The sequence below is a fragment of the Bradyrhizobium sp. Ash2021 genome (assembly GCF_031202265.1).
Classification (GTDB): domain Bacteria; phylum Pseudomonadota; class Alphaproteobacteria; order Rhizobiales; family Xanthobacteraceae; genus Bradyrhizobium.
This window is the reverse complement of record NZ_CP100604.1, coordinates 3,004,786-3,025,056: the sequence shown is the minus strand read 5'-3', so window position 1 is coordinate 3,025,056 and position 20,271 is coordinate 3,004,786. Positions and strand designations below refer to the sequence as shown.

The window sequence follows — 20,271 nt, the reverse complement described above, 5'->3', positions numbered from 1 at the left end:
GCATGAAAGCGGTGGTCGTCGAAAATTACGATTCGATCGACGGCATTTCCATCAAGGAGATCAGCCAGCCGGGCATCGCGGCCGGCGAAGTCCGCGTCAGGATTGGAGCTGCCGCCATCGGCTTTGTCGACGGCCTGAAGGTGCAGGGACTTTATCAGACCAAGGATCCGCTGCCGTTCGTGCCGGGCACCGAATTCGCAGGAATTGTCGATGCCGTCGCCGACGACGTTCCGGCGTTCACGCCAGGCATGCCCGTGATCGGCATGGCCCGTTCCGGCGGCCTTGCCGAATACATCTCGGTGCCTTCGGCGGCGCTAAAAGCCTTGCCAGAGCAGGTTGCCGCGGAAGCCGGCGCGTCATTCCAGGCCAACTATCTGACGGGGCTCTATGCGCTGAGCGAACGCGCTTACCTGCGCGCGGGCGAAACTCTTTTGGTGTTGGGGGCCGCGGGCGGCGTCGGCATCGCCGCCGTCCAACTCGGAAAACTTCTGGGCGCGCGAGTCATTGCCGCGGCTTCAACGCCGGAAAAGCGCGCATTCGCCACGGGCTTCGGCGCCGACGATGTCGTGGACTACACCAAGGCGGATTGGCGCGACACGCTCAGGACGCTGACCGCCGGTCATGGTCCGGACGTCATCTTCGATCCCGTCGGCGGCGAAGTCGCGCTGCAGGCATTCCGCTCAATCGCCTGGCGCGGCCGGCATCTCGTGGTCGGGTTCGCCTCCGGCACCATTCCAGCGCTGGCGTTCAACCTTCCCCTGCTCAAGGGCGGCGCTTTGCTCGGGGTCGATATGGCCCAAATCCAGAAGCGCGAGCCGGAAACCCATGCGCGTCTGATCGCCCAGCTGTTCAGCTGGCTCGCATCGGGCACGTTGAAGCCGGTCGTCGGCAAGGTCGTGCCGTTCGAGAATTTCCGCGAGGCCTTCAAGACCATGCAGTCGCGATCGGCGCTCGGGAAGATGATCGTCAAGCTCCCTTGATGCCAAGCTAGATCCGATAAAGCCGCGCCGCGGTGTCATGCAGGATCGCGGCCTGCGCGGCTTCGTCGAGATGCGCGATGGCGTTTCGAAAAGTCCGATAGAGCGTGGCGTAGTCCGTCCACAGTTTTTCGATCGGAAAATTGCTGCCGTAGAAACAGCGGTCCGCACCGAACATCGCAACCGTCTCCCGGACGATGGGACCGACCAAATCGTCGCGGCAGGCATGAACGAAGGTGCCGAGCCCGGAAAGCTTGACGTTGACGTTGGAGCATGCGGCCAGCGCCGTCATGCCCTCGCGCCAGAGCCGCCAGCCATCGGGCGACATGTCCTCGAGCATGCCGGCATGCTCGAGCACGAAGGTCGTTGACGGAAACGACCGCGCAAGCTTCGCGCCATCCGGCATCTGACTTGCAAAGATCTGCAGCTCGAACAGCAAGCCGTGATCGGCAAGCCGCGCCAATCCGCGGCGCCAATCGGCATCGTTCATGACATCGGACCGCGGCGCAAAGCGATATTGCGGATTTTCGTGCCAGTGCAATTGCTGCCGGATGCCCCGCGTCGCCGGCAGTTCGGCCAGACGCTTCAGCAATGAACCGACATCGGGATCGGCAAGGTCCGCGTGCGCGACGCTGGCGTGCGGCCAACCGGTTTCGTCGGCCACCGACTGCACCCATTGAGCCTCGTCAAGACTCCGCCCCGCGGGCCAGTTGGTCTGGATGTAGATCGATTTGACGATATCGCAGCCGGCGATGTCGCTGCGATATTCCGCGATCGGATAGTCGCGGCAGATCGGCTGATACGGTCCGAAGATTCGCGGCATCTGCGGCCCCGACAGCCAGGGGAGATCGTTCAGCCGCCAGGTATGATGGTGGGCGTCGATAGCTGGAACAGATTTCATTGCAGCATTCGCTCAAGGCTCGATTTGCTGGGTCTTGGCCGGCGCGCCGGGCGCTTCGCCAAAAATCTCCGCCGCAATGCGGTTGGTCTCGATCGCGGCCGGCACGCCGCAATACATCGCAACCAGCAGCAGGACATCCTGCACCTGCTCCCTGGTGCATCCGTTCGCGAGCGCGCCCTTGGCATGGACCTTGAACTCGGCGGGCTTGTTGCTGGCGGCGGTGATGCCGAGCATGACGAGGCTGCGGATATCATTGGGGAGGCCCGACCGTTCCCAGACATCCCCGTAGACATAGGCGTTGATGATGTTCTGCAGCGGTGCGCCGAATTCGCCGGCGGCCGCCATTCGCTTCTCGACATCCGCCTCACCGAACATCGCTTTGCGCCGGCGCAGACCGCGCGCGTATAGTTCGCTGGTGTCCAATTTTCCGCTCCCGGTCCTGTTGTGGTTGAACGATTTATACGGTCATTTGGCCATTAGTTCAATCAAGCCGGCCCCTTCATAGATCGCCATCCTGTTGCCTAAGCCAACTTTGTCCGTATAATTCCCAAGGGCGTCCGTAGAGAGGCCTTGGAAATGTCAGGGAGCGAACGGATGGGACTGCGACCGGGTGTTCTCGCCGCTGTTGTTCTGCTTGGGATGGTGGGGGCGCAGGGCCATGCCGCCGCCGACGACTATCCGACCCGGCAGATCAAGATCATCGTGCCGTTTCCCGCCGGCGCCGGCCCCGACCAGGTCGCACGGATGCTCGGACAGCACCTGCAGGACGCATTGGGGCAGACCGTCGTGATCGAGAACCGCAGCGGCGCGCTCGGCAGCATCGGCGCCCAGGAGGTCGCGCGCAGTGTGCCGGATGGTTACACGCTGCTGATGGGAACCAATACGACCCAGGCCAGCAATGTCTCAATGCTCAAAAACCTTCCCTACGATCCCGCCAAGGATTTTGCGCCGATACTGCGGACCGTAACCACCGCGATGGTGCTGCTGGTCAAGCCCGACTTTCCGGCCAAGGATCTTTCGCAATTCATGGAATATGCGAAAACCCATCAAAACATGACCGCCGGCTACGGCTCCGGTGCCTCGCAGATATCGAACGCGCAATTGCAAAGCCGGGGCGGCATGTCAATCATCTCGGCATCCTATCGCGGCGTGCCGCTGGCGGTGACCGACGTGATCGCCGGCGTGATCGATCTCGCCTTTGCGGATTTTTCGGTGGCTATCCCGCAAATGCAGGGCGGCACGCTGCGCGGCATCGGCGTGACATCGCCGAAGCGAAATGAATTGACACCGGGCCTGCCCGCGCTCGCCGAGGCCATGCCGGGCTTCGAGGCCACGATCTGGTACGGCCTGCTGGCGCCCGCCAATACGCCCGAGCCGATCATCAAGAGGCTCTACACCGAAAGCGAAAAAATCCTGTCGACGCCGGCGGTCCGCGAAAAGCTTGCCAACCTCGGCATGGTTGTTTCCACGATGCCTCCGGCCGAATTCGGCAGCTTTATCCGCAGCGAGATCACGCGATGGACGGCGGAAGCCAAGGCCGCCGGCATCGAGGCGAAATAGCGTGCTGAACGGACGGAAGAGGCACGTTGCCCATGCAAGCTGACGCGCCGGTCGGAATCCTCGGACTTGGTCTGATCGGGACCGCCTTTTCCGAGCGCCTGGTCGGCGCGGACATTCCCGTGATCGGCTTCGACATCGATCCCGGCAGATGCGCGAAACCTAGGGAAAATCGGGGAACGGCCGCCGCTTCCGCGCGCGAACTCGCCGACCATTGCCGCGCAATCGTCATCGCCGTCTACAGTGGTGCGGAGGCCGAAGCGGCGTTCGCCGATCTCGAAAGCAGCCCTGCCCGTCCGGCGATCATCTGCACGACGACCTGCGCACCGGACGAGATCATCCGCCTTGCGAAGCGCGCGGCGAGTGCCGGCATTGCCTTTGTCGAAGCGCCGATTTCGGGCACCAGCGCCGAGGTCAGGGACGGCACCGCGACCGTGCTGGTCGCCGGGGACGCCGCCGCCATCGACGCCGTTGACGGACTCCTGGACATTCTCTGTCCGCAACGTACGCGGATCGGAAAAGTGGGCGACGCCAGCCGCGCCAAGCTCGCGATCAACCTGATCCTGCAGAATAACCGCGCGACGCTGGCCGAAGGAATTGTTCTGGCAGAGCGTATGGGGCTCGATGGACAGACCTTCCTGGCGACGGCGCGCCAATCCGCCGCCTACTCCCGCGTGATGGATACCAAGGGCGAAAAAATGTTGAACCGGGATTTTCGGCCGCAATCGCGCCTCGCGCAAACCCTCAAGGATGCCGAACTCATCCTGGCAGAAGCCGCGCGACAAGGTCTTCGACTGCCTGTTACCGAGGCGCAGGCTGATTTGCTGCGCACCGCAATTGCGATCGCGGGGCCGGACAGCGACAGCGCGGCGATTATCGAGGCGATCCGGCAACGGCCGGATTCAACAGAGGATTCCCGATGATCCACGGCGCAATCGTCGGCCTCGGCCGCTGGGGCCGCAATCTCGTCGAGGCATCGCGCGGCCACGAGCGCCTGAAAATCGTCCGCGGCGTCGAGCCCGACATGGCGGCGGCACGGAGCTTTTGCAGCGAACACGATCTGGCGCTCACCGACGATCTGAACGCCGTCCTCGCGGATCCCGCCATCGACGCTGTTCTATTGGCGACGCCGCACTCGCTGCATCCGGCGCAGGTGATCGCCTGCGCCGCGGCACGCAAGCAGGTGTTTTGCGAGAAGCCGCTGGCGCTGCACCGCGCTGACGCGGCACGCATGTTCGGCGCCTGCCGCGAGGCGGGAGTGACGCTCGCCGTCGGACACAACCGGCGTTTCTGGCCGTCGATGCGCACGCTGCGCGACATGGTGGCGAGCGGCGAGCTGGGCAGGATTCTTCATATCGAGGGCCACAACAGCAACGAGAACTCGCAAAGCATCACGGCGGGCTGGCGATTATCCGAAGAGGAGTCGCCCGGCGGCGGCCTGACCGGCGCCGGGCTGCATGTGCTGGACGCCTTCGTCAGCCTGCTGGGTCCAGTACGTCGCATCAATGCCCAGCTCAATTCGCGGGAACGAGGTCCGCCGCCGCTGGATACGGCCGTTCTGATGATGGATTTCGTCAGCGGCGTCACCGGCACGCTCTCGACCATCCGGGCCACGCCGTTCTATTGGCGGGTTCATGTGTTCGGAACAAACGGCTCTGCCGAGGTGCTGGATGAGACCACGCTGATCGGGCGCAATTCCGGCAGCAAGCCCCGGCAGGAAAGCTACCCGGCGACCGACGTTCTGCGCGCCGAACTCGATGCATTCGTCGACGCGATCGAAGGCAGGCGGCCGTATCCTGTCTCGGAAGCCGAGGTGCTGGCGACGCTGTCGGCATTCGAAGCCGCGCTCGCGTCGATGAAATTCCAAAGCCCGGTTCAGTGCGATGCCGCCTAAACAGGAAACACCCAAGACGTCGCGCTATCGCGACATCGCCGCCGAATTGCAGAAAGCGATCCGGCTCGGCGCCTATCCGGTCGGAGATCTGTTGCCGACCGAGACCGAGTTGATGGCGCGCTATGCGGCAAGCCGCCAGACCGTGCGCGAGGCGCTACGCATCATCACCGAGCAAGGCCTGATCGTTCGCCGCGCCGGACTCGGCTCCGTCGTGATCGCGGCCGAGCCGCCGGTTCTGTTCACCCACAGCGTCAAATCGCTGACGGAATGGCTGCGATATTCCAACGAAACCTATCGCCAGGTCGTTCGCAGCGGCGAGATTACGGCCGACCGCAAGCTCGCCGCACTTTTGAAATGCGAGCCAGGCAAGCACTGGTTCCTGATTGAAGCCGTCCGTCGCGCCGACGCGTTTACCGCGCCGCTCGGCTGGACCGAGATCTATGTGTTGCGGAAATTTGCCGGCGTCGTCGACCGGCGCGATCACGGCCGGACGCCCGTGCATGAGCAGATCGCGAAGATGTATGGCGAGACCATCGAATATGCGCAGCTCGAGGTATTTGCGCGGGGGATGCCGGCAAAACTCGCAAAGCCCCTCGGGGTAAAGCCGGGATCGCCGGCGCTCACCATGGTGCGCCGCTATTACGGCCAGCGTGAAGAACTGTTCGAGGTGACGGTCACGACCCATCCGGAAGGCCGCTACACCTACACGATGGACATGCAGAGATCGCTGCGGCCGCGCATCTAGAGGAGCCGTTAACTCAATATTCAAGATGCGGGCGAAGCGACTTCAATTTGCCGGCGATCTCGCGGGCATCGGCATCGTCGGAGTTCGCTAGATGCCGGGTGATCGAAGCATAATCCTCATCGGATTTGTGCTGGTTCAGTTTCCGCTGTCCCTCCACCCGCTTCACGTCCATCTCGAGCACGACGATCGACTGCAGCATGGTCTCGCGCTTGTTTTCCTCCATGGTCGACAGCGACCACGGTTGCTTCGGCATCAACCGTTCCTCGAATGTCGAAAGCAGGACGTCGCCGTGACCGCGGTTGCCTTCGGTCGGAAGCCGCCGTACCGGACCGGAAAGATGCACCGCCTCATAGAGCCAGGTCGAGACGTGATCCGGCGTCGCGTACCAGTCGTTTGAAACATAGGCGTCCGGGCCCCATACGATCAGCAGGAACGGATTCCGGCCATCCGCAAGCTCGGCCAGTTTGTTCCGCGCGGCCAAATGGAATTGTACGGCCACTGAATCGGATGTCCGGTGGATGCTGAAGGGCACGTGCGAACTGATCGGACCGGTGTCTGCGCTCGCGATGACAGCGCCAAATCCGCGGGCCGCAGCAAAATCCAGCGCACCGTCGCGATCCCAGGCAAACATTGGACGAAGGATGTGCACCGCGGTCTCCTCGTGATTCAGCCGTTCGGCCGCGCGAGGAGAGCTTGGCGAGATTTCAGGCAGCCACCGTCGCGCTGGCAAATGTTCGCGGTGAATTGGCCGGGGGTCAAGGGCCGCATGTCGTTGGCGAATTGGTCGCCGGACGCCGCCCTTGCTCAGGGCAAAAATGCGTTTGCTCCACGGTTTTCGCTTGATCCAAATCAAAAGCCGGGGAGTTTCGGCGGATAATGTGCCTAGCCTTGGTTGAACTTGCATCGAATGGTAGCCGCAATCTCCGGATCAAGCTAAACGGGCATACCTCCGGAGACGAGGATTCGAGATGCCTTCCCTCCCCGACTTACTTGCGGTGACCATGTTGCTTGCGGTTGCGTCGCCCGCATCCGCCGAATCGTCATTCGACCCTCCAGCCATTTGCCGAACGGCGATGGCAGCGATCACGGACCGCGATCCAAAACTCATGCAAACGAGAACCGCCCCTGACGGCGTCGTGATGCTGACCTATGCGCGCCCGATCGACAATTTCGTCTGGGCCTATCGATGCCGGCTGGAGGGCAATCGCGTCGTATGGGCGAACGAGCCCGGACGTTGGCGCGACAAGGCCAAGGACGACAAGATCTTCTTTGAAGTTGTCGGCGCCGGCACCCAGCTTCGCATCATCGACAACCATGCCAACGGAACGACGACGCAGGAACTGTTCGATCGTGCCAAGATTGAATGAGCTTCGCCCGGGAATGACCTCCTGCGCAGCTCGCATCAACTAGATCGGCTTCTCGTCATCCGTCACCGGCGAGGTGATCACCAGAAACACCAGATCAGCCAGACCCGAATTGGAGATGGCGTGTTCGACGCCGGGCGGCAGGAAGATGAAGTCGTGCCTGCGCACGACATGATTCTTTCCGGCGATTTCCATCAGGCCCTCGCCTTCAAGGACATGATAGATCTGTTCCTGAACCTGATGCTTGTGACGCGCGACATGCGCCTCAGGCAGGAACCCGTGCCGGAGAAGATCATCCTGCCCGCCGAGGTGATCGACCAGACCAACTACAGGGCGTGGCTGATTCCGATCGAGCAGCGCACCTGTCCGGAATGGAGCGAAGTGGCGAAGTGAGAGCGAACAGGGCCCAGGCTACGCCGCCCCGTCAGCGGGTGCTCCGACAACGGCGATATCGCCAAACCTGTCCCACATCCGCTGCAGCGAGGGCCCGTAACGCGTTTCGAGACAGGCCGGACGCCTGTTCGCGTATTTGTTGCCGGCCACGACGTAAATCGTGGTCCAGCGCCCGGCCACCCTTATTGGAATAGGCCACAGGGTCCGGCACCTCTTATCCAGCATGTCATCAGCAGGCGGCATCAGCAGAACGGCGTTGCCGTCGCGCGCAAGGACGCGGAGTATCTCGGAGATCGCCAACCCAATATCGTTCCGGACAATTCCTTCCGGCTGCACCGCCTGCCCCCAGGGCAAATTCGCCAGCACACAGTCCGCTGAGCCGTCACGATACGGCAATCGGCCGAGGTCGGCTCTGGCGAGCCACAACGCGCAACCGGCGTTGATCCCGTTGTTGCGCGCGGCCTGCAGCGAGACCTCGCTGAAGTCGGAACCGATTGCCATGGTATCCGGTATCAGACGCTTGGCCTCAATTAGCAACGTTCCGGTCCCGCAACATGGATCGGTGATGAGATGGCCCGGCTGAGCGCCGCCCAGCATCGCCATCGCAAACGCCACCGGCGGATGCAGCGCACCCGGGATCGAAGCTGTCCGGTAATCCCGACGATGCAGCGAGCGAGAGGTGACGCGCAGCCCGACGATGGCCTGGGTATCCCGGATGTGAATTCGAAAGCTGACATCGACGGCGCCCGGATCAATCAAATCGTGATCGAAGAACGGCAGGCTCACGATCCCGGCGATCGCTTCTCCCGCCGATGTTTCAATCTCCTTGCGATTGTAGTTCCGGCGCCCGAGAAAGCTGCCGACAACTTCAAAGCCCGATGATCGCCGAACGGGGCGAAATTTCTCGACCTTCGCCAGGAAGCGCGCGAGCGGAAGCTTTCGTACCCCCTCCGCCAATCTCGACAGACTCGCGCGTGTGCGGTCGATTGCGTCGATCTCCCCGCAGACGAAGAACAGATCGTCGATGCTGCCGAGCTGCGATATTTTCGAATCGCGGGGTGCCCTGAAAACGATTTCCCGATGCCCGACTTCGACGATCTCGCCGCCCAAATCCGTCTCGATCTCAGCCGCCGCCAGCCATTCGAGGCCTCGCACGGAACGCGCCAGAAATGTCTCAACGTCAGGAGCCGCACCCTGTTTAGCGTCGCGCAAAATGATCCCCTCAGATGTCATGGTGGCCGGGCAACTCCCTACGGCGCAGTCTGGCCGGCTTGCAGCTGAATCTGCAGCACGATGAATTCGGCCGGCTTCACCGGGGCGAAGGCGACGATGACGTTGACGATGCCGCGATCGATGTCGTCTTGCGTGGTGGTCTCCCCGTCGCATTTCACAAAGCGATCGTGGAACGCGCCTTGCAGGAAAAGACCGGTCATGAACGCCCCGATGGCCTCTCGCAGTTTCGACCAGAGAGCCTCATCGTTAGGCTCGAACGCGGCGAATTTGGTGCCGCGAACAAGGCTCTCCTCGATGTAGAGCGCGAGCCGCCGCACTGGAACGTATTTGTAATCGTCCGACAGCAGGTCCGCGCCGCGCAGCGTGCGCGCGCCCCACACCACCGGACCCACGACCGGAAAATTGCGCAGACAGTTGATGCCCAGGGGATTGAGCTGCCCGTTCTGGTCATCGTTGAGGCTGAACTCGAGCCCATTGATGCCGCCGATGCCGGCCGTGATGCCGGCCGGCGCCTTCCACACCCCGCGCAAATTGTCGGTCGCCGCGAAGATGCCGGCGATCGCGCCGCAGGGCGGGAAGGTTTCGATCTGGCCGGTCCTGGGATCCGCTTTCCTGATCCGCGGGAAGTAGACGGCGCAATTGCGCGCCTCCAGTTCCGGTCCGCCGATTCCAAGATCGCTCGGCTGGATCTGGTCGAGCCTGCCCTTGCGGGCGTGGTCGCTCCATGCCTTCGGTGGGTCGAGGATCAGCATCGCGCGGCGCTTCAGGCAATACAGCGCCGCGGCTTGATACAGCGTCTCGAGATCGCCGTAGTCGGCTTCCGCCGGATCCGGCGGGATGCACATGAGGTTGAACAGATCGACATTGTCGAGCGCGTAGATGCCGGTGCGCAGTTCCGGATTGCCGGCGAGGTCCGCGGCAGTGAGATCGGCGCTGTCGGCGCCGCCGGCAAACGCTACATGGGTTGCGGCGGTCGGCGTGGCCACCGGCAGCGGATCGCCCGGCACGCGGGCGAGCTGTGACTGTGTCTCCAGCACCCGGTCCAGCCTGTGCGGCCCGGCGTTGCCCTTGATCGAGACGTCTTGAAAGCGTTCGACGGTCTCGCTGCCGTCGGGCGCCTTGTATGTCAGCGTCAGATTGAACAAATCGACAGAGCCAAGCGTGGCGTCGATCGACATCAACAGATGGCCATTGGGCCAGGCGCCAGGCGCGGCCGCCACCAGCGTCAATTCGCCGCCGTCGGCGCGCGCCAGCCCATCCCCCGCTCCGGCCGGCGCCTTGAACACGCGCACGATGATCGCATGGCTGCCGCCGTTGCCAAAGAAATCCCAGACGGCGTCACCCAGCGGATAACCAGCGGTCCGTCCGCCAAAGGAACGCTCGAAATCCGCTGCGCTGAAGCAGTGCATCGGCGCAAGCGGCCCCATCATCGTGCGACCGACAAAGGCTGTGATCGAGGTTTCGACACCGGTAATGGTGACGTTGCCGCTGGGGATCTCCTGGACGGAGACGCCGGGAGATTTAACCGGGATCGGCATGGGCGCTCCAAACCCGAAAGGGATAAAACGAAGCAATGCCGTTGCGCAAACAGCTCGTCACGCAGACCGGCTTGCAAGCCAACACGCGGATGGGAAAGCCGGACGTCTCACAACGTGTTTTGTCGTACGTGATTATGCGGAGATTGCCCAGCGTGCGAGTTCCACGAAAGTGCGACTGCTCAAGGGCCCAGCACTGCTGTTTTCATAGGCAAGTCTGCCACAAGAATCGGCAAAGGACCGAACTTGTTCCGGTCGTGCGAACTGGAATCGCTGATAATTCAATAGGTTGTGCAAACAATACCGATGGCATGAATCTTGATTGAAAAGGTTAAAAATTGGATGCGGGAACGTCAACGGCATTGTCCGACCCTGGCTAAGCAGCGGGGAAAGGCCGGTAAGCCATGGGGCCATTCGCTACCAATCTCCCGTCGTTTGACGCCGGCGCGGTTACCCCGGCGCCGAGCATAGCGTTGGCTTTGTGCCCATCATCTCGCCCCCGGGCAGCGGAGCGGCGCGATCACGACGGCCATTCGGACTACAGCGAGAAGGGAACAGGCGGGCGAGGACAGGATCCTTGCCTCGCCCGATCGAGCGTGCCGTTCGCGTTCGCAAATATGGAGAGACTGGGGGAAGGCTGGATAAATCTTAACCGACATCTCTTGTGACGAGGAGTGGAGACAATGGAATCCTGGAAATACGCGCGGCAAAGACTTGTACCTTTGGTGGCTGCTCTCTTGGGGACTGCGCTGCTCTGCTTTCTGCTGAGTGACATCGCATTCGCGGAAGACGCGGGCCCGCCAGCCTGCGGGGGCAAGATTCTCGAGAAGTGCACTCCCAATTCCGGCGACACCGCATGGATGCTCGCTTCCGTCGCACTCGTCCTGATGATGACGATCCCGGGCCTTGGTCTGTTCTATGGCGGCATGGTGCGCAAGAAGAACGTCGGCGACACCGTGATGACCAGTTTCGCCGTCACCTGCCTCGTCACGATCCTTTTCGCGCTCGTCACCTACAGCATGGCGTTTCGCGCCGGCACGCCCTTTATCGGCGGCCTGGATCGCATGTTCCTCAAGGACATCCTGAGCGACATCGGCAAGGGAGGTATCGGCAATCCCAATCCCCTCGCCGCGACCATCCCGGAAAGCGTCTACATCTGCTTCCAGATGACGTTCGCCATCATTACGCCGGCGCTGATTGCCGGCGCGTTCGCCGAGCGCATGAAATTCTCGGCCATGCTCTGGTTCATCGGGCTGTGGGCGATTTTCGTCTATGCGCCGATCGCGCACTGGGTCTGGGGACCTGACGGGATCTTCTCCTCCGGCAACGATGCCGCGTTGGTGAAGGTACTCGATTTCGCGGGCGGCACGGTCGTGCACATCAACGCCGGCGTCGCCGGACTGATGTGCGCCATCATGCTCGGCAAGCGCAAGGAGACCGGACCGGCGCACAACATGGTGCTCACCTTCATCGGCGCCTCGCTGCTGTGGGTTGGCTGGTTCGGCTTCAACGCGGGCTCCGCCGTGAGCGCAGGCATGCAGGCCGGCATGGCCATGCTGGTGACCCAGATTGCCACCGCTGTCGCCGGGTTCACCTGGATGCTGGTGGAATGGGCGCTGAAGGGCAAGCCGACCGTCGTCGGCATCTGCTCCGGTGCGGTCGCGGGCCTCGTCGCCATTACGCCGGCTTCCGGCTTCGTCGGCCCCGTCGGCGCCTTTGCCATCGGCGTGGCCGCGGGCGCTGTCTGCTACTGGGGATGCACCGGGCTCAAGCGCTTGTTCAGCTATGACGATGCGCTGGATTGCTTCGGCGTGCATGCGGTTGGCGGCATCGTCGGCGCGCTGCTGACCGGGGTGTTCGCGGTCGAGCAATATGGCGGAACGGCGGGCGTGCTGGAGGGGAACGTTGCTCAGTTCTTCAACCAGTGCATCGGCGTCGCCACCGTATTCGTCTATGATGCCGTGGTCAGCCTGATCATCCTGTTCGTGGTCAAGATGTTCGTCGGGCTGCGCGTGACGGAGGATATCGAACGCGAGGGCCTCGACCTCGCGCTGCATGGAGAAGTCGTACAATAAGCAATTGACGTCAAAGCAGCGTCGCCGGGCGTTGGAGCATGATCCGATCAGATTCGATCGGGTCATGATCCAGCGCTCGCCGCGAACAAGCTGCCCGGAACAGGGTGGAAGCAACACAGGCACTAAGGCCAAGGACAGGCCGGACCGGTGCCTGAGCGCAAGCGAGGAGCCACATGAACTGGGTCTATTGGGACACAGCATGGTCGCTGTTCTTCAGCCTCGTTTGGTTCATGACCATCACGCACCATCCGGATGCACAGATCTCGGACGCGCATTTCCGCGATGAGGCGTTCGGCGGCTGAACGAAGCAAGACGTGACGGAGCGGATCGAGCCGGAGCCCCGGATACCCGAGGGGTCGTTGTTTGCCGGGATGTCCCGGTTGCGCGCGTGTTGGAGGCGGCGGTGGCGTTGGGGTCCATGCGCTAGCTCCGGTAATAGCGCAACATCCTGAGGAATGTGCGGTGGATCTCATCGGCCGGCTGGTCGAACGGTTCCACGTTGACCCGCACCACGCCGTTGTGGTCCATGCGCCACGGCAGGCGCATCAGCCGGCGATAGTTCGGCTGCTTGCGCCAGTCGGCCACGAGCGCGCTGCCGAGCGGCGCGTTGAGCACGATCTGCAGCTCGTGAACGGTCATCGCGCGCTCGGCGATCTCCGCCAGACCGATATATTCGATCGCGCGCCACCGGATCAGTCCGAAGGCCTGGATAAAGATGCCATACTGATTGGCGCCGATGGTGGGCCGCCCGGTCTCCAGCAAGGGCATGTTGTAGTAGGTGAAGCCGGCGGCCGCCAAGGCGAATGCCAGCCAATAGGCTTCGCCGGTGATCCAGGCGGCCGTGACGAACACCGCGGCCAGCGCGGCCGTGACATAGACGGGAAAGTTGGTGTCGTCGCGCCGGTAGGCGACCGAGTAGCCACCCACATCGCGTTCTTCCAGGTTTGCGTTCATGTCTGGACCCTGCCCGGATGCGCCAAGCTTACGCCTCTGCGCCTGTCTGATCCATTTCGTGTCTCGGAGAGAGTGGGTACGAAGCCTCGGATTTTCACCTGCTCGATGACGTCGTCGGCAGAAGAATTTCGCCGATCGCGGTCGGAATGAATCGCAGCGATTGAAGAAGCGGCCGATTTCATTTCTTGAACGCATGGCTGGCGACACAGTGCTGATCGCACCCGTCTCCACGCAAATTCCCTGCTAACAGGGAATTTTACACTTTTGAGGCTCCCTGGCCCGATTTCATGGCAAGAAACCGCAGCGCTGCAGCCACTTGTCTCGCCATTCCCTACTCAAATTAACAGGGAAAATATTTGAAGAACAGGGAATTCAAAACCAAAAGCAGGGAATTAACTCGACAACCAGACCTTACCCGACCCTGGTTCGCTGCGTCATTCCGATAAGACGTCGACGAAGTCATGCCGAGGTGCGTTACTGCAAAGAGTCGACATGCGCCCTGGAGGTCTTCAAGTCGGTGGTTTCAAAGCCGCTTCGTACCGGACGGCTCAGGGCCATCCGAAGGAAACTGCTTGACCGACCCGCCGAATCGCTCCTTCACGCGCTCGCGCAACTTCTGGAATGTCACGTAGACCGACTCCTTCTGGGTCGATGGCTACTTCGAGGAGACCAGTCTCGGCAGGATCCACGAGGGCGACCCGGCAACCGTCAAGCTGATGGGCTACAGCCAGCTCGTTCGTGGCCATGTCGGCGGCGTCGCTCGTGGCATCAACATCCCGAACGCGCAGCCGGACCAGGCGGGGCTCGCGTCGGTAAATCCGATCTTCACCTGGGTCCGGCTTGCGCAGCGCGTGCCGGTACGCATTCACATCGATCAGGTAGCGGATGGCATCCGCCTCGTGGCCGGCATGACGGCTACCGTGCAGATCGACGCTCCCCCGCGGGCGTCGCCTCCGTAGCTAGCAAGTCAGCCTACTTAGGCAAGGGTGCCGTCGCCTTGGCCGGACCCGACGGTCCGCTGTGAATCAAGACGCGGCATTTTTGGCGTATCGGGGATATACTGTCAGCTAATCCTTCAGAAGAGAGCATTCCATAAACCATTGTGCCAACGACCGCTTTCGCGGCAATATCGGCCGTTCGACGAATTGCCATGCGCTTGTCGTCCGTGTCGACACAGGTCGCAGACCGAACGATGTCGATCTGGCCGCGCTCACGCATCGCCGACAACCTTCGTCCACAACCTCGGCAGCCGCCTCCGGTGCGCGAAGTGTGCGGAGGTCGGCATTCATCCGGGCTGATGGCGTTCGAGCAGCCGTGGAGAACACGGAGTGGTCGGCCATAGGTGCTCGACGGGCTGCGATCAGGTTGTTAAGCCCGCCTCCGCAGGGAGACTTTGAGTCGAGACATGACCGTTGCGATCGAGATGGGACACACGACGGCAGGCGCCCCGGCGACTTTGGACCTTGAGGAACTGCTGGCGACCCGCCTGCTGGTGCAGGGCAATTCGGGCTCCGGCAAATCCCATCTGCTGCGCCGGCTGCTGGAACAGAGCGCCCCCTGGGTGCAGCAGACCATCATCGATCCCGAAGGCGACTTCGTGGCGCTTACCGACCGTTTCGGCCACCTCCTGATCGATGCCGAGGACCATACCGAGCGGGGCCTGCAGGTCGCCGGCGAGCGAGCGCGCATCCATCGCGTCTCCACGGTGCTCAATCTCGAGGGGCTCGACGCCGAGAACCAGATGCGGCGCGCTGCCGCCTTCCTCGGCGGGCTTTTCGAGGCCGCCCGCGACCACTGGTACCCGATGCTGGTGGTGGTGGATGAGGCACAGCTCTTCGCGCCGGCAGTCGCCGGTGAGGTTTCGGACGAGGCGCGCAAGCTCTCGCTCGGCGCCATGACGAACCTGATGTGCCGTGGCCGTAAACGCGGGCTTGCGGGAGTCATCGCCACCCAGCGACTGGCGAAGCTCGCCAAGAACGTCGCGGCCGAGGCGTCCAATTTCCTTATGGGCCGAACCTTTCTGGATATCGACATGGCGCGCGCCGCCGACCTTCTGGGCATGGAGCGGCGACAGGCGGAGGCCTTCCGGGATCTGGAGCGCGGGCAATTCATGGCGCTCGGACCGGCCCTCTCCCGCCGTCCGCTGGGGCTGCGCATTGGTCCAACGGATACCACGCCGCGCAACGCGACCCCGCGCCTGATGCCTCTGCCGGAAGCGACACTGGACGCACGCGCCATCATCCTGGCAGCGCCGCCGCCCGAGAATAATCGGCCCCCGCGCCGGTCGTCGCCAGATCTCCTCGGCCAGCTCATGGCGGCGAAAACCGCGGCGCTGGAGATCCGTCCCGAAGCGGTGGAGCAGCCACTCAGCGCTGAGGAACTGGCGGAGCGGCGTCAGCGAGTGGACCGTATTCTGGGCGCCGTCATGGCGGAACCCGACGCGGGATTCCGTGCCATCGGCCTCCTCTATCAGGAGTTCGTGGTCCGCTGCCGAATAGAGGGCCTCGGTTCGGCCGTGCCGGACCTGGGTGATTTCCGTCGCATGCTGACGCACGCCCGCGCCGGGCTCGGCTCCGATATGGCAGAGGATGACGGGTGGCAGGATGTCTCGGTCCGCGCCTCACTTCTGCCGGAGGATATGCAGGGCGTCTTCATGATGATCGCCCGCGCCGCGAAGGAAGGTTGGCCCTGCCCGGGCGACGCAGCGATTGCCCGCGCCTATGGCTCACATTCGTTGCGCCGTGCACGGCGTCTGCTGACCTACATCGAGGAGCAGGGCCTCATCGTTTGCCAGCTTGACGGTGCCGGTCGGCGGATCGTGACGCTCGTCGAACTGGCCTGGGCGACGGCACCGGGCGACCCCAATGCCGAGGAACTGCCGGCGGAGCAAGGCTGCAGTTCGGCTCTATGATGCGACGGTCGAGCACGCACTCAGAAAATACCACGCATCAAGCCGCGGCTGTCTGCAGCAGAGGACTGCCATAGCGCTTCCGTCGAGTGATACACAAACGAGGCAACTTGATAACGGCGCCCGTCTCGGTCCGCGGTATATGATTCGCAAAAATCGCTGAGCGTTGCGCTAGAGTTCCTTTGACGAGTCGGCGCTCTTGTCGCCGAACCGCTTTTTGCATATCTCGCGTAAAAGGAGTTCTGAGCTTGAGCGTTGCTTTCACCAAGGAAGACAGTGCCGAAACTGCGTCGGAGACTTTGCTTCCCGACCGCCCGGTTTCACCTCATCCGAACCTTGTTACGGAAGCCGGATTGAGGGCTCTGGAATTTCAGCTCCACCAGGCTCGCGAGGCATACGAGACCGCGCGGAAGATCGAAGACGTCAATGAACGACGGCGGCAAGCAGCAACCCCTTTGCGTGATGCGCGCTACTTTGCGGCGAGAGTTCGGACGGCTCAGGTCGTCACCAATCCAACGTCGACTGACACTGTCGCCTTTGGGAGCACCGTGACCTTCAGGCGCGACGATGGGCGCGTGCAGAAATATCATATCGTGGGAGAGGACGAAGCGGACCCTAAGGCCGGTTCGATTTCCTTCGTATCCCAGTGGCAAGGCTTCTGATCGGCAAAGCTGTTGGGGATGTCGTCGGTACATCCGGTCAGGAGCTTGAGATCATTGCGATCTCGTAGCACGCCCGCACCGGCCGCTTTGCGCCGCGTTCGGGCTTGGCGGCCGCCTTTCGAAAGCAACGTAGGCTAGGCTTCGAAATAGCTCGGCTGGTCGATATCGGAGATAAGCCCCGACTGTTTTGGCTTCCAACCCAGAAGCGCATGCCCCGCCGCGATCAGTTTCTTTGGACAACGGCGGAGCCGACAAATCCGGTGGCACCGGTAACAAAGACACGCATGAGGTAGTCTCCAAGTTTACGTAGTTGAGACTGTCCGCGCACAAGTCATTCTGGTAAAGTAGTGGCATTATAGAGGTATAATGAGTAGCAGAAATTGATTTTCATTTACATCCGGAACGAGGCAAACAAGGCTTTTTCCGCCTGGCTCGCATATCGCTCCCTGTGCCGCAAGACGAAGAACGAGCGCTTCGGCAAATCGATCTTTACTCGATGAAGCGTTCCTGCAGCCAGTGACGACGCTATAACCAGATCCGAAATCGCCGTGGCGCAATCCCCGGATTCCACGGCAACGCGTACGGCTTCGTTCGATGGCAGCTCAAGCCGGAGATCAAGGTCCGATAGCTTCATGCCGAGCTTCTTGAGCGCAGCCTCGAACATGGAGCGGGTGCCGGAGCCCGGTTCTCGCAGAATCCAGCATGTCTCGGTTAGAAGTTTTGGCGTGATGCGCGCCTTGCCGATCCACGGATGGCTCGCTCCGACCACTACGGCCAACGAATCGCCTTCTATTTTCCGGATGGCCAGCGAGGGATCGTCAACCTCACCCTCGACGAAACCGAGGTCTGCATCTCCTCGATGGACAGCTTGGGCGACTTGCTCGGTGTTTGCGATCGTGACGTGCAGATCGATTCCTGGATGGGCCTTGCGAAACGCCTCGATGCGTGGCGGCAGCCAATAATTTGCGACAGTCTGGCTGGCTGCCACGTTCAACGAGCCACGCTTGAGGCCAGCCAAATCATTTAAGACCTGTGCCGCGGCCTTGGCGCGAGCCACAACCGCGCGTGCCTCATTGAGGAAATCGCGGCCCGTCTGGGTCAGTACGATGCCGCGGCCGACGCGGTCAAACAGCTTGATTGCGTAACGCGTCTCCAGCGCCGCGATCGCGGCGCTCGTTGCTGATTGCGTCAAATTCAATTGGCGCGCGGCCTGCGTAACATGCTGCTTTTCGGCCACCGCGATGAAGATGCGAAGCTGCTCCAGAGTCATAGCGCGTTACTCCATCAATTCGATCAGCGTGAGGCCGAAGCCCGCGATGAACAGGAAGGCGAGTGCACCGGGCAAGGCAGGCCGAAAGCCTTTCGCCGTCAGCCTGCCGATGTCAGTCTCCAGGCCTATCGCGGCCAATGCAATCGAGAGAAATGTCGCCGCGGCGACAATCCATGCCTTGGCATCGGCAGCGATCGGATCGGCGAACATCACGACCGATCCGAAGACGGTTACACACGCGATTGCGCAGGCAGCCTCTTCATCAAGGGCATCGGTAACGGTATTGGTGGCAATACGAAGCAGCCAGCGGAGACGCAATGTCACGCCCTGTTTCGCCCAGGCCACCGTCCCGGCGATGTTGTAGAACGCAATTCCAACCATCATGGACAGGATCACGGGACTGAAGGTCGCCATGCCCGGCAGTTGTCTGATAGCGAGCGCCGCTCCCGCGATAACCCAATTCGGGAACAGGCCCGGCAGAATTTCGGGGGTGCTCCGGCCGGGCCCTCGTTGGACGGCGGAAGGAAGGCGGGCGTCGGCACCGTCGTTCAGCGATTCGGCAAGTTTGTTGCTTGAGATAAACGTCATGAGTTGGCTCCATCGGCCTTCCAACTCGATATCGGTCATCTCTATCGATCAATCTAACAGATAATAACGGTAAAACCAATCGTTTTCATATCTTGATCAAGGCTTGGCTCGCGTGGTGGAAAAGGCGATGGCGCAGGTTTATGCGCCGATCCCGCGACGCCATGGTCAACAGTGTCTGGTCAACTCATCAAGTTTCGAAGCGAAACGGGATACTGCATGCGCTGTCTCATGATCGCATCCGGTCTTCCCGACACGATCGGCAATGCCGTGCAAGCTCGAGCGCCCTGAAGATTACCGCGCCGCGTCGTGCTCCGAACAACCCGGCACAGCTAGTCTCCGGCGGTCTCATCTATCGATCGCATCGATTGGAAAGATGAAAACAATGAATTGGATTGCTGAAACGGGCACGCCTACGTTGACCAACATCACCAACGCTCAACAACAGACGAATGGAGAGACGAAATGCGACGATCTCTTATGATCCTGGCACCCCTTCTTACCTCGGCGTACATTCTTGGCGGGCCAACGCAAGCAGCTGCTCAGACATATCCAGTCTGCCTCGCCGGCGGCTCTACCGATGCAGTCCAGTGCGATTACGTGAACCTTGAACAATGCCGCGCCACCGCGTCCGGCGGCCTGGGCTATTGCGTCATGAACCCTGCCTACAGCTCCAATGCGTATGCGAGCTATCGCGCCGCCGGTAAGCGCATTCACTAATCGATGGGGATCGGGAGACCCGCGCCGCTCGCGAATTGATGTGCGAAGAGTCGTCACGATTTGGTCGGCGCGGAGCTTCATGTTCGTTGCACGAAGAGAGATTCAATGATCGCTAACTACACAAACCACGCGGCGAACGAGCGAACCTTTCTTGCGTGGATACGCACCGGCCTCGCCGTAGCGGCATTTGGATTTTTTCTCATCAAGCTGAACGTCTTTGTCGATGCGGTCGGTGGCGGAAGCATACCCCGTCTTGCTCCGGACGACGCCGGCGCGTTCGTCGCGGTCGCGACCCGCTATGCCGGACTGGCAATGGTTACGATCGGAATCGCCATCATCGCACGAAGCAGCTTCGCCTTTGTACGCACGCGGCGCGCGATCGATCGCGATGAGGTTATCCAGATCCCGCAGTCCCGTGCGGAGTTGCTACTTTCGGCGGCGCTCGCAATCGCCGTGCTGATTTTCTGCATCAATCTCGCGCGGATTTGACATTCTTGC

Annotated in this window: 22 protein-coding genes and 2 pseudogenes; 14 read left to right on the top strand and 10 right to left on the bottom strand. The window is 61.9% G+C overall.

What is annotated here, in order from left to right; translation table 11 throughout:
• The first annotated feature begins 2 nt into the window (after window positions 1-2).
• Window positions 3-980: an NADPH:quinone oxidoreductase family protein gene (locus NL528_RS14585; protein ID WP_309183354.1), complete on the top strand. Its 978-nt coding sequence runs from the start codon at window positions 3-5 to the stop codon at window positions 978-980.
• A gap of 7 nt (window positions 981-987) precedes the next feature.
• Here NL528_RS14585 and NL528_RS14580 read toward each other — a convergent pair whose 3' ends face one another.
• Together NL528_RS14580 and NL528_RS14575 are read right to left on the bottom strand one after the other, a co-directional pair.
• On the bottom strand, window positions 988-1,878 hold the full coding sequence (locus NL528_RS14580; RefSeq protein ID WP_309183353.1) for an amidohydrolase family protein: 891 nt from the start codon (window positions 1,876-1,878) through the stop codon (window positions 988-990).
• Window positions 1,879-1,890: 12 nt separating this feature from the next.
• Window positions 1,891-2,301: a carboxymuconolactone decarboxylase family protein gene (locus NL528_RS14575; protein WP_309183352.1), complete on the bottom strand. Its 411-nt coding sequence runs from the start codon at window positions 2,299-2,301 to the stop codon at window positions 1,891-1,893.
• 171 nt (window positions 2,302-2,472) lie between these two features.
• Here NL528_RS14575 and NL528_RS14570 point away from each other — a divergent pair, with 171 nt between their 5' ends.
• The 4 genes from NL528_RS14570 to NL528_RS14555 are packed head-to-tail and all read left to right on the top strand — an operon-like array spanning window position 2,473 to window position 6,074.
• Complete coding sequence (locus tag NL528_RS14570) at window positions 2,473-3,438, top strand: tripartite tricarboxylate transporter substrate binding protein (protein WP_309183351.1); 966 nt, start codon at window positions 2,473-2,475, stop codon at window positions 3,436-3,438.
• A 32-nt stretch (window positions 3,439-3,470) separates the two neighbouring features.
• Window positions 3,471-4,358: an NAD(P)-dependent oxidoreductase gene (locus NL528_RS14565; RefSeq protein WP_309184901.1), complete on the top strand. Its 888-nt coding sequence runs from the start codon at window positions 3,471-3,473 to the stop codon at window positions 4,356-4,358.
• Complete coding sequence (locus NL528_RS14560) at window positions 4,355-5,329, top strand: Gfo/Idh/MocA family oxidoreductase (RefSeq protein ID WP_309183350.1); 975 nt, start codon at window positions 4,355-4,357, stop codon at window positions 5,327-5,329. Before NL528_RS14565 ends, NL528_RS14560 begins: the two co-directional genes overlap by 4 nt.
• The gene (locus tag NL528_RS14555; RefSeq protein WP_309183349.1) at window positions 5,319-6,074 is read left to right on the top strand and encodes a GntR family transcriptional regulator; all 756 of its coding nucleotides are present in this window, start codon (window positions 5,319-5,321) and stop codon (window positions 6,072-6,074) included. The genes NL528_RS14560 and NL528_RS14555 overlap by 11 nt, the downstream gene beginning before the upstream one ends.
• A gap of 13 nt (window positions 6,075-6,087) precedes the next feature.
• Here NL528_RS14555 and NL528_RS14550 read toward each other — a convergent pair whose 3' ends face one another.
• Window positions 6,088-6,723 carry an FMN-binding negative transcriptional regulator gene (locus NL528_RS14550; RefSeq protein ID WP_309183348.1) on the bottom strand — a complete coding sequence of 212 codons (636 nt, stop codon included), beginning with the start codon at window positions 6,721-6,723 and terminating at the stop codon, window positions 6,088-6,090.
• A gap of 424 nt (window positions 6,724-7,147) precedes the next feature.
• Here NL528_RS14550 and NL528_RS14545 point away from each other — a divergent pair, with 424 nt between their 5' ends.
• Window positions 7,148-7,441, top strand: a complete 294-nt coding sequence (locus NL528_RS14545) for a hypothetical protein (RefSeq protein WP_309183347.1) — start codon at window positions 7,148-7,150, stop codon at window positions 7,439-7,441.
• 39 nt (window positions 7,442-7,480) lie between these two features.
• Here the strand turns inward: NL528_RS14545 and NL528_RS14540 are convergent, their stop codons facing one another.
• Complete coding sequence (locus NL528_RS14540) at window positions 7,481-7,663, bottom strand: cupin domain-containing protein (RefSeq protein WP_309184900.1); 183 nt, start codon at window positions 7,661-7,663, stop codon at window positions 7,481-7,483.
• Here NL528_RS14540 and NL528_RS14535 point away from each other — a divergent pair.
• Window positions 7,595-7,831: a hypothetical protein gene (locus NL528_RS14535; RefSeq protein WP_309183346.1), complete on the top strand. Its 237-nt coding sequence runs from the start codon at window positions 7,595-7,597 to the stop codon at window positions 7,829-7,831. The two genes, NL528_RS14540 and NL528_RS14535, sit on opposite strands and share 69 nt — an antisense overlap.
• Before the next feature lie 18 nt (window positions 7,832-7,849).
• Here the strand turns inward: NL528_RS14535 and NL528_RS14530 are convergent, their stop codons facing one another.
• Complete coding sequence (locus tag NL528_RS14530) at window positions 7,850-9,064, bottom strand: methyltransferase domain-containing protein (protein WP_309183344.1); 1,215 nt, start codon at window positions 9,062-9,064, stop codon at window positions 7,850-7,852.
• Window positions 9,065-9,081: 17 nt separating this feature from the next.
• Window positions 9,082-10,602 (bottom strand): phage tail sheath C-terminal domain-containing protein, encoded by a 1,521-nt coding sequence (locus NL528_RS14525; RefSeq protein ID WP_309183342.1) that lies wholly within the window; start codon window positions 10,600-10,602, stop codon window positions 9,082-9,084.
• Window positions 10,603-11,282: 680 nt separating this feature from the next.
• On the opposite strand from NL528_RS14525, the gene NL528_RS14520 reads away from it, so the two are divergent.
• Together NL528_RS14520 and NL528_RS14515 are read left to right on the top strand one after the other, a co-directional pair.
• Complete coding sequence (locus tag NL528_RS14520; RefSeq protein ID WP_309183341.1) at window positions 11,283-12,674, top strand: ammonium transporter; 1,392 nt, start codon at window positions 11,283-11,285, stop codon at window positions 12,672-12,674.
• 173 nt (window positions 12,675-12,847) lie between these two features.
• Window positions 12,848-12,976: a hypothetical protein gene (locus NL528_RS14515; protein ID WP_309183340.1), complete on the top strand. Its 129-nt coding sequence runs from the start codon at window positions 12,848-12,850 to the stop codon at window positions 12,974-12,976.
• A 121-nt stretch (window positions 12,977-13,097) separates the two neighbouring features.
• On the opposite strand, the gene NL528_RS14510 is transcribed toward NL528_RS14515, so the two are convergent.
• On the bottom strand, window positions 13,098-13,628 hold the full coding sequence (locus NL528_RS14510) for a hypothetical protein (RefSeq protein ID WP_074279926.1): 531 nt from the start codon (window positions 13,626-13,628) through the stop codon (window positions 13,098-13,100).
• A 716-nt stretch (window positions 13,629-14,344) separates the two neighbouring features.
• Here NL528_RS14510 and NL528_RS14505 point away from each other — a divergent pair.
• From NL528_RS14505 to greA, 3 genes and pseudogenes are all read left to right on the top strand, one after another.
• Window positions 14,345-14,587 carry a hypothetical protein gene (locus NL528_RS14505; RefSeq protein ID WP_309183339.1) on the top strand — a complete coding sequence of 81 codons (243 nt, stop codon included), beginning with the start codon at window positions 14,345-14,347 and terminating at the stop codon, window positions 14,585-14,587.
• Window positions 14,588-15,033: 446 nt separating this feature from the next.
• Window positions 15,034-16,539, top strand: a complete 1,506-nt coding sequence (locus tag NL528_RS14500; protein WP_309183338.1) for an ATP-binding protein — start codon at window positions 15,034-15,036, stop codon at window positions 16,537-16,539.
• Between the two features lie 245 nt (window positions 16,540-16,784).
• Window positions 16,785-17,266: pseudogene (greA, locus tag NL528_RS14495) on the top strand (transcription elongation factor GreA).
• A 108-nt stretch (window positions 17,267-17,374) separates the two neighbouring features.
• Here the strand turns inward: greA and NL528_RS47100 are convergent.
• From NL528_RS47100 to NL528_RS14485, 3 genes and pseudogenes are all read right to left on the bottom strand, one after another.
• Window positions 17,375-17,484: pseudogene (locus tag NL528_RS47100) on the bottom strand (NAD-dependent epimerase/dehydratase family protein); the annotation flags it as partial.
• 105 nt (window positions 17,485-17,589) lie between these two features.
• A complete protein-coding gene (locus tag NL528_RS14490) occupies window positions 17,590-18,468 on the bottom strand; it encodes a LysR family transcriptional regulator (protein ID WP_309183337.1) in 879 nt (292 codons plus the stop codon).
• A 6-nt stretch (window positions 18,469-18,474) separates the two neighbouring features.
• On the bottom strand, window positions 18,475-19,095 hold the full coding sequence (locus NL528_RS14485) for a hypothetical protein (RefSeq protein ID WP_309183336.1): 621 nt from the start codon (window positions 19,093-19,095) through the stop codon (window positions 18,475-18,477).
• Window positions 19,096-19,518: 423 nt separating this feature from the next.
• On the opposite strand from NL528_RS14485, the gene NL528_RS47095 reads away from it, so the two are divergent.
• Together NL528_RS47095 and NL528_RS14480 are read left to right on the top strand one after the other, a co-directional pair.
• Complete coding sequence (locus tag NL528_RS47095) at window positions 19,519-19,773, top strand: DUF3551 domain-containing protein (RefSeq protein ID WP_375144013.1); 255 nt, start codon at window positions 19,519-19,521, stop codon at window positions 19,771-19,773.
• A 60-nt stretch (window positions 19,774-19,833) separates the two neighbouring features.
• A complete protein-coding gene (locus NL528_RS14480) occupies window positions 19,834-20,262 on the top strand; it encodes a DUF202 domain-containing protein (protein ID WP_309183335.1) in 429 nt (142 codons plus the stop codon).
• Window positions 20,263-20,271 lie beyond the last annotated feature (9 nt).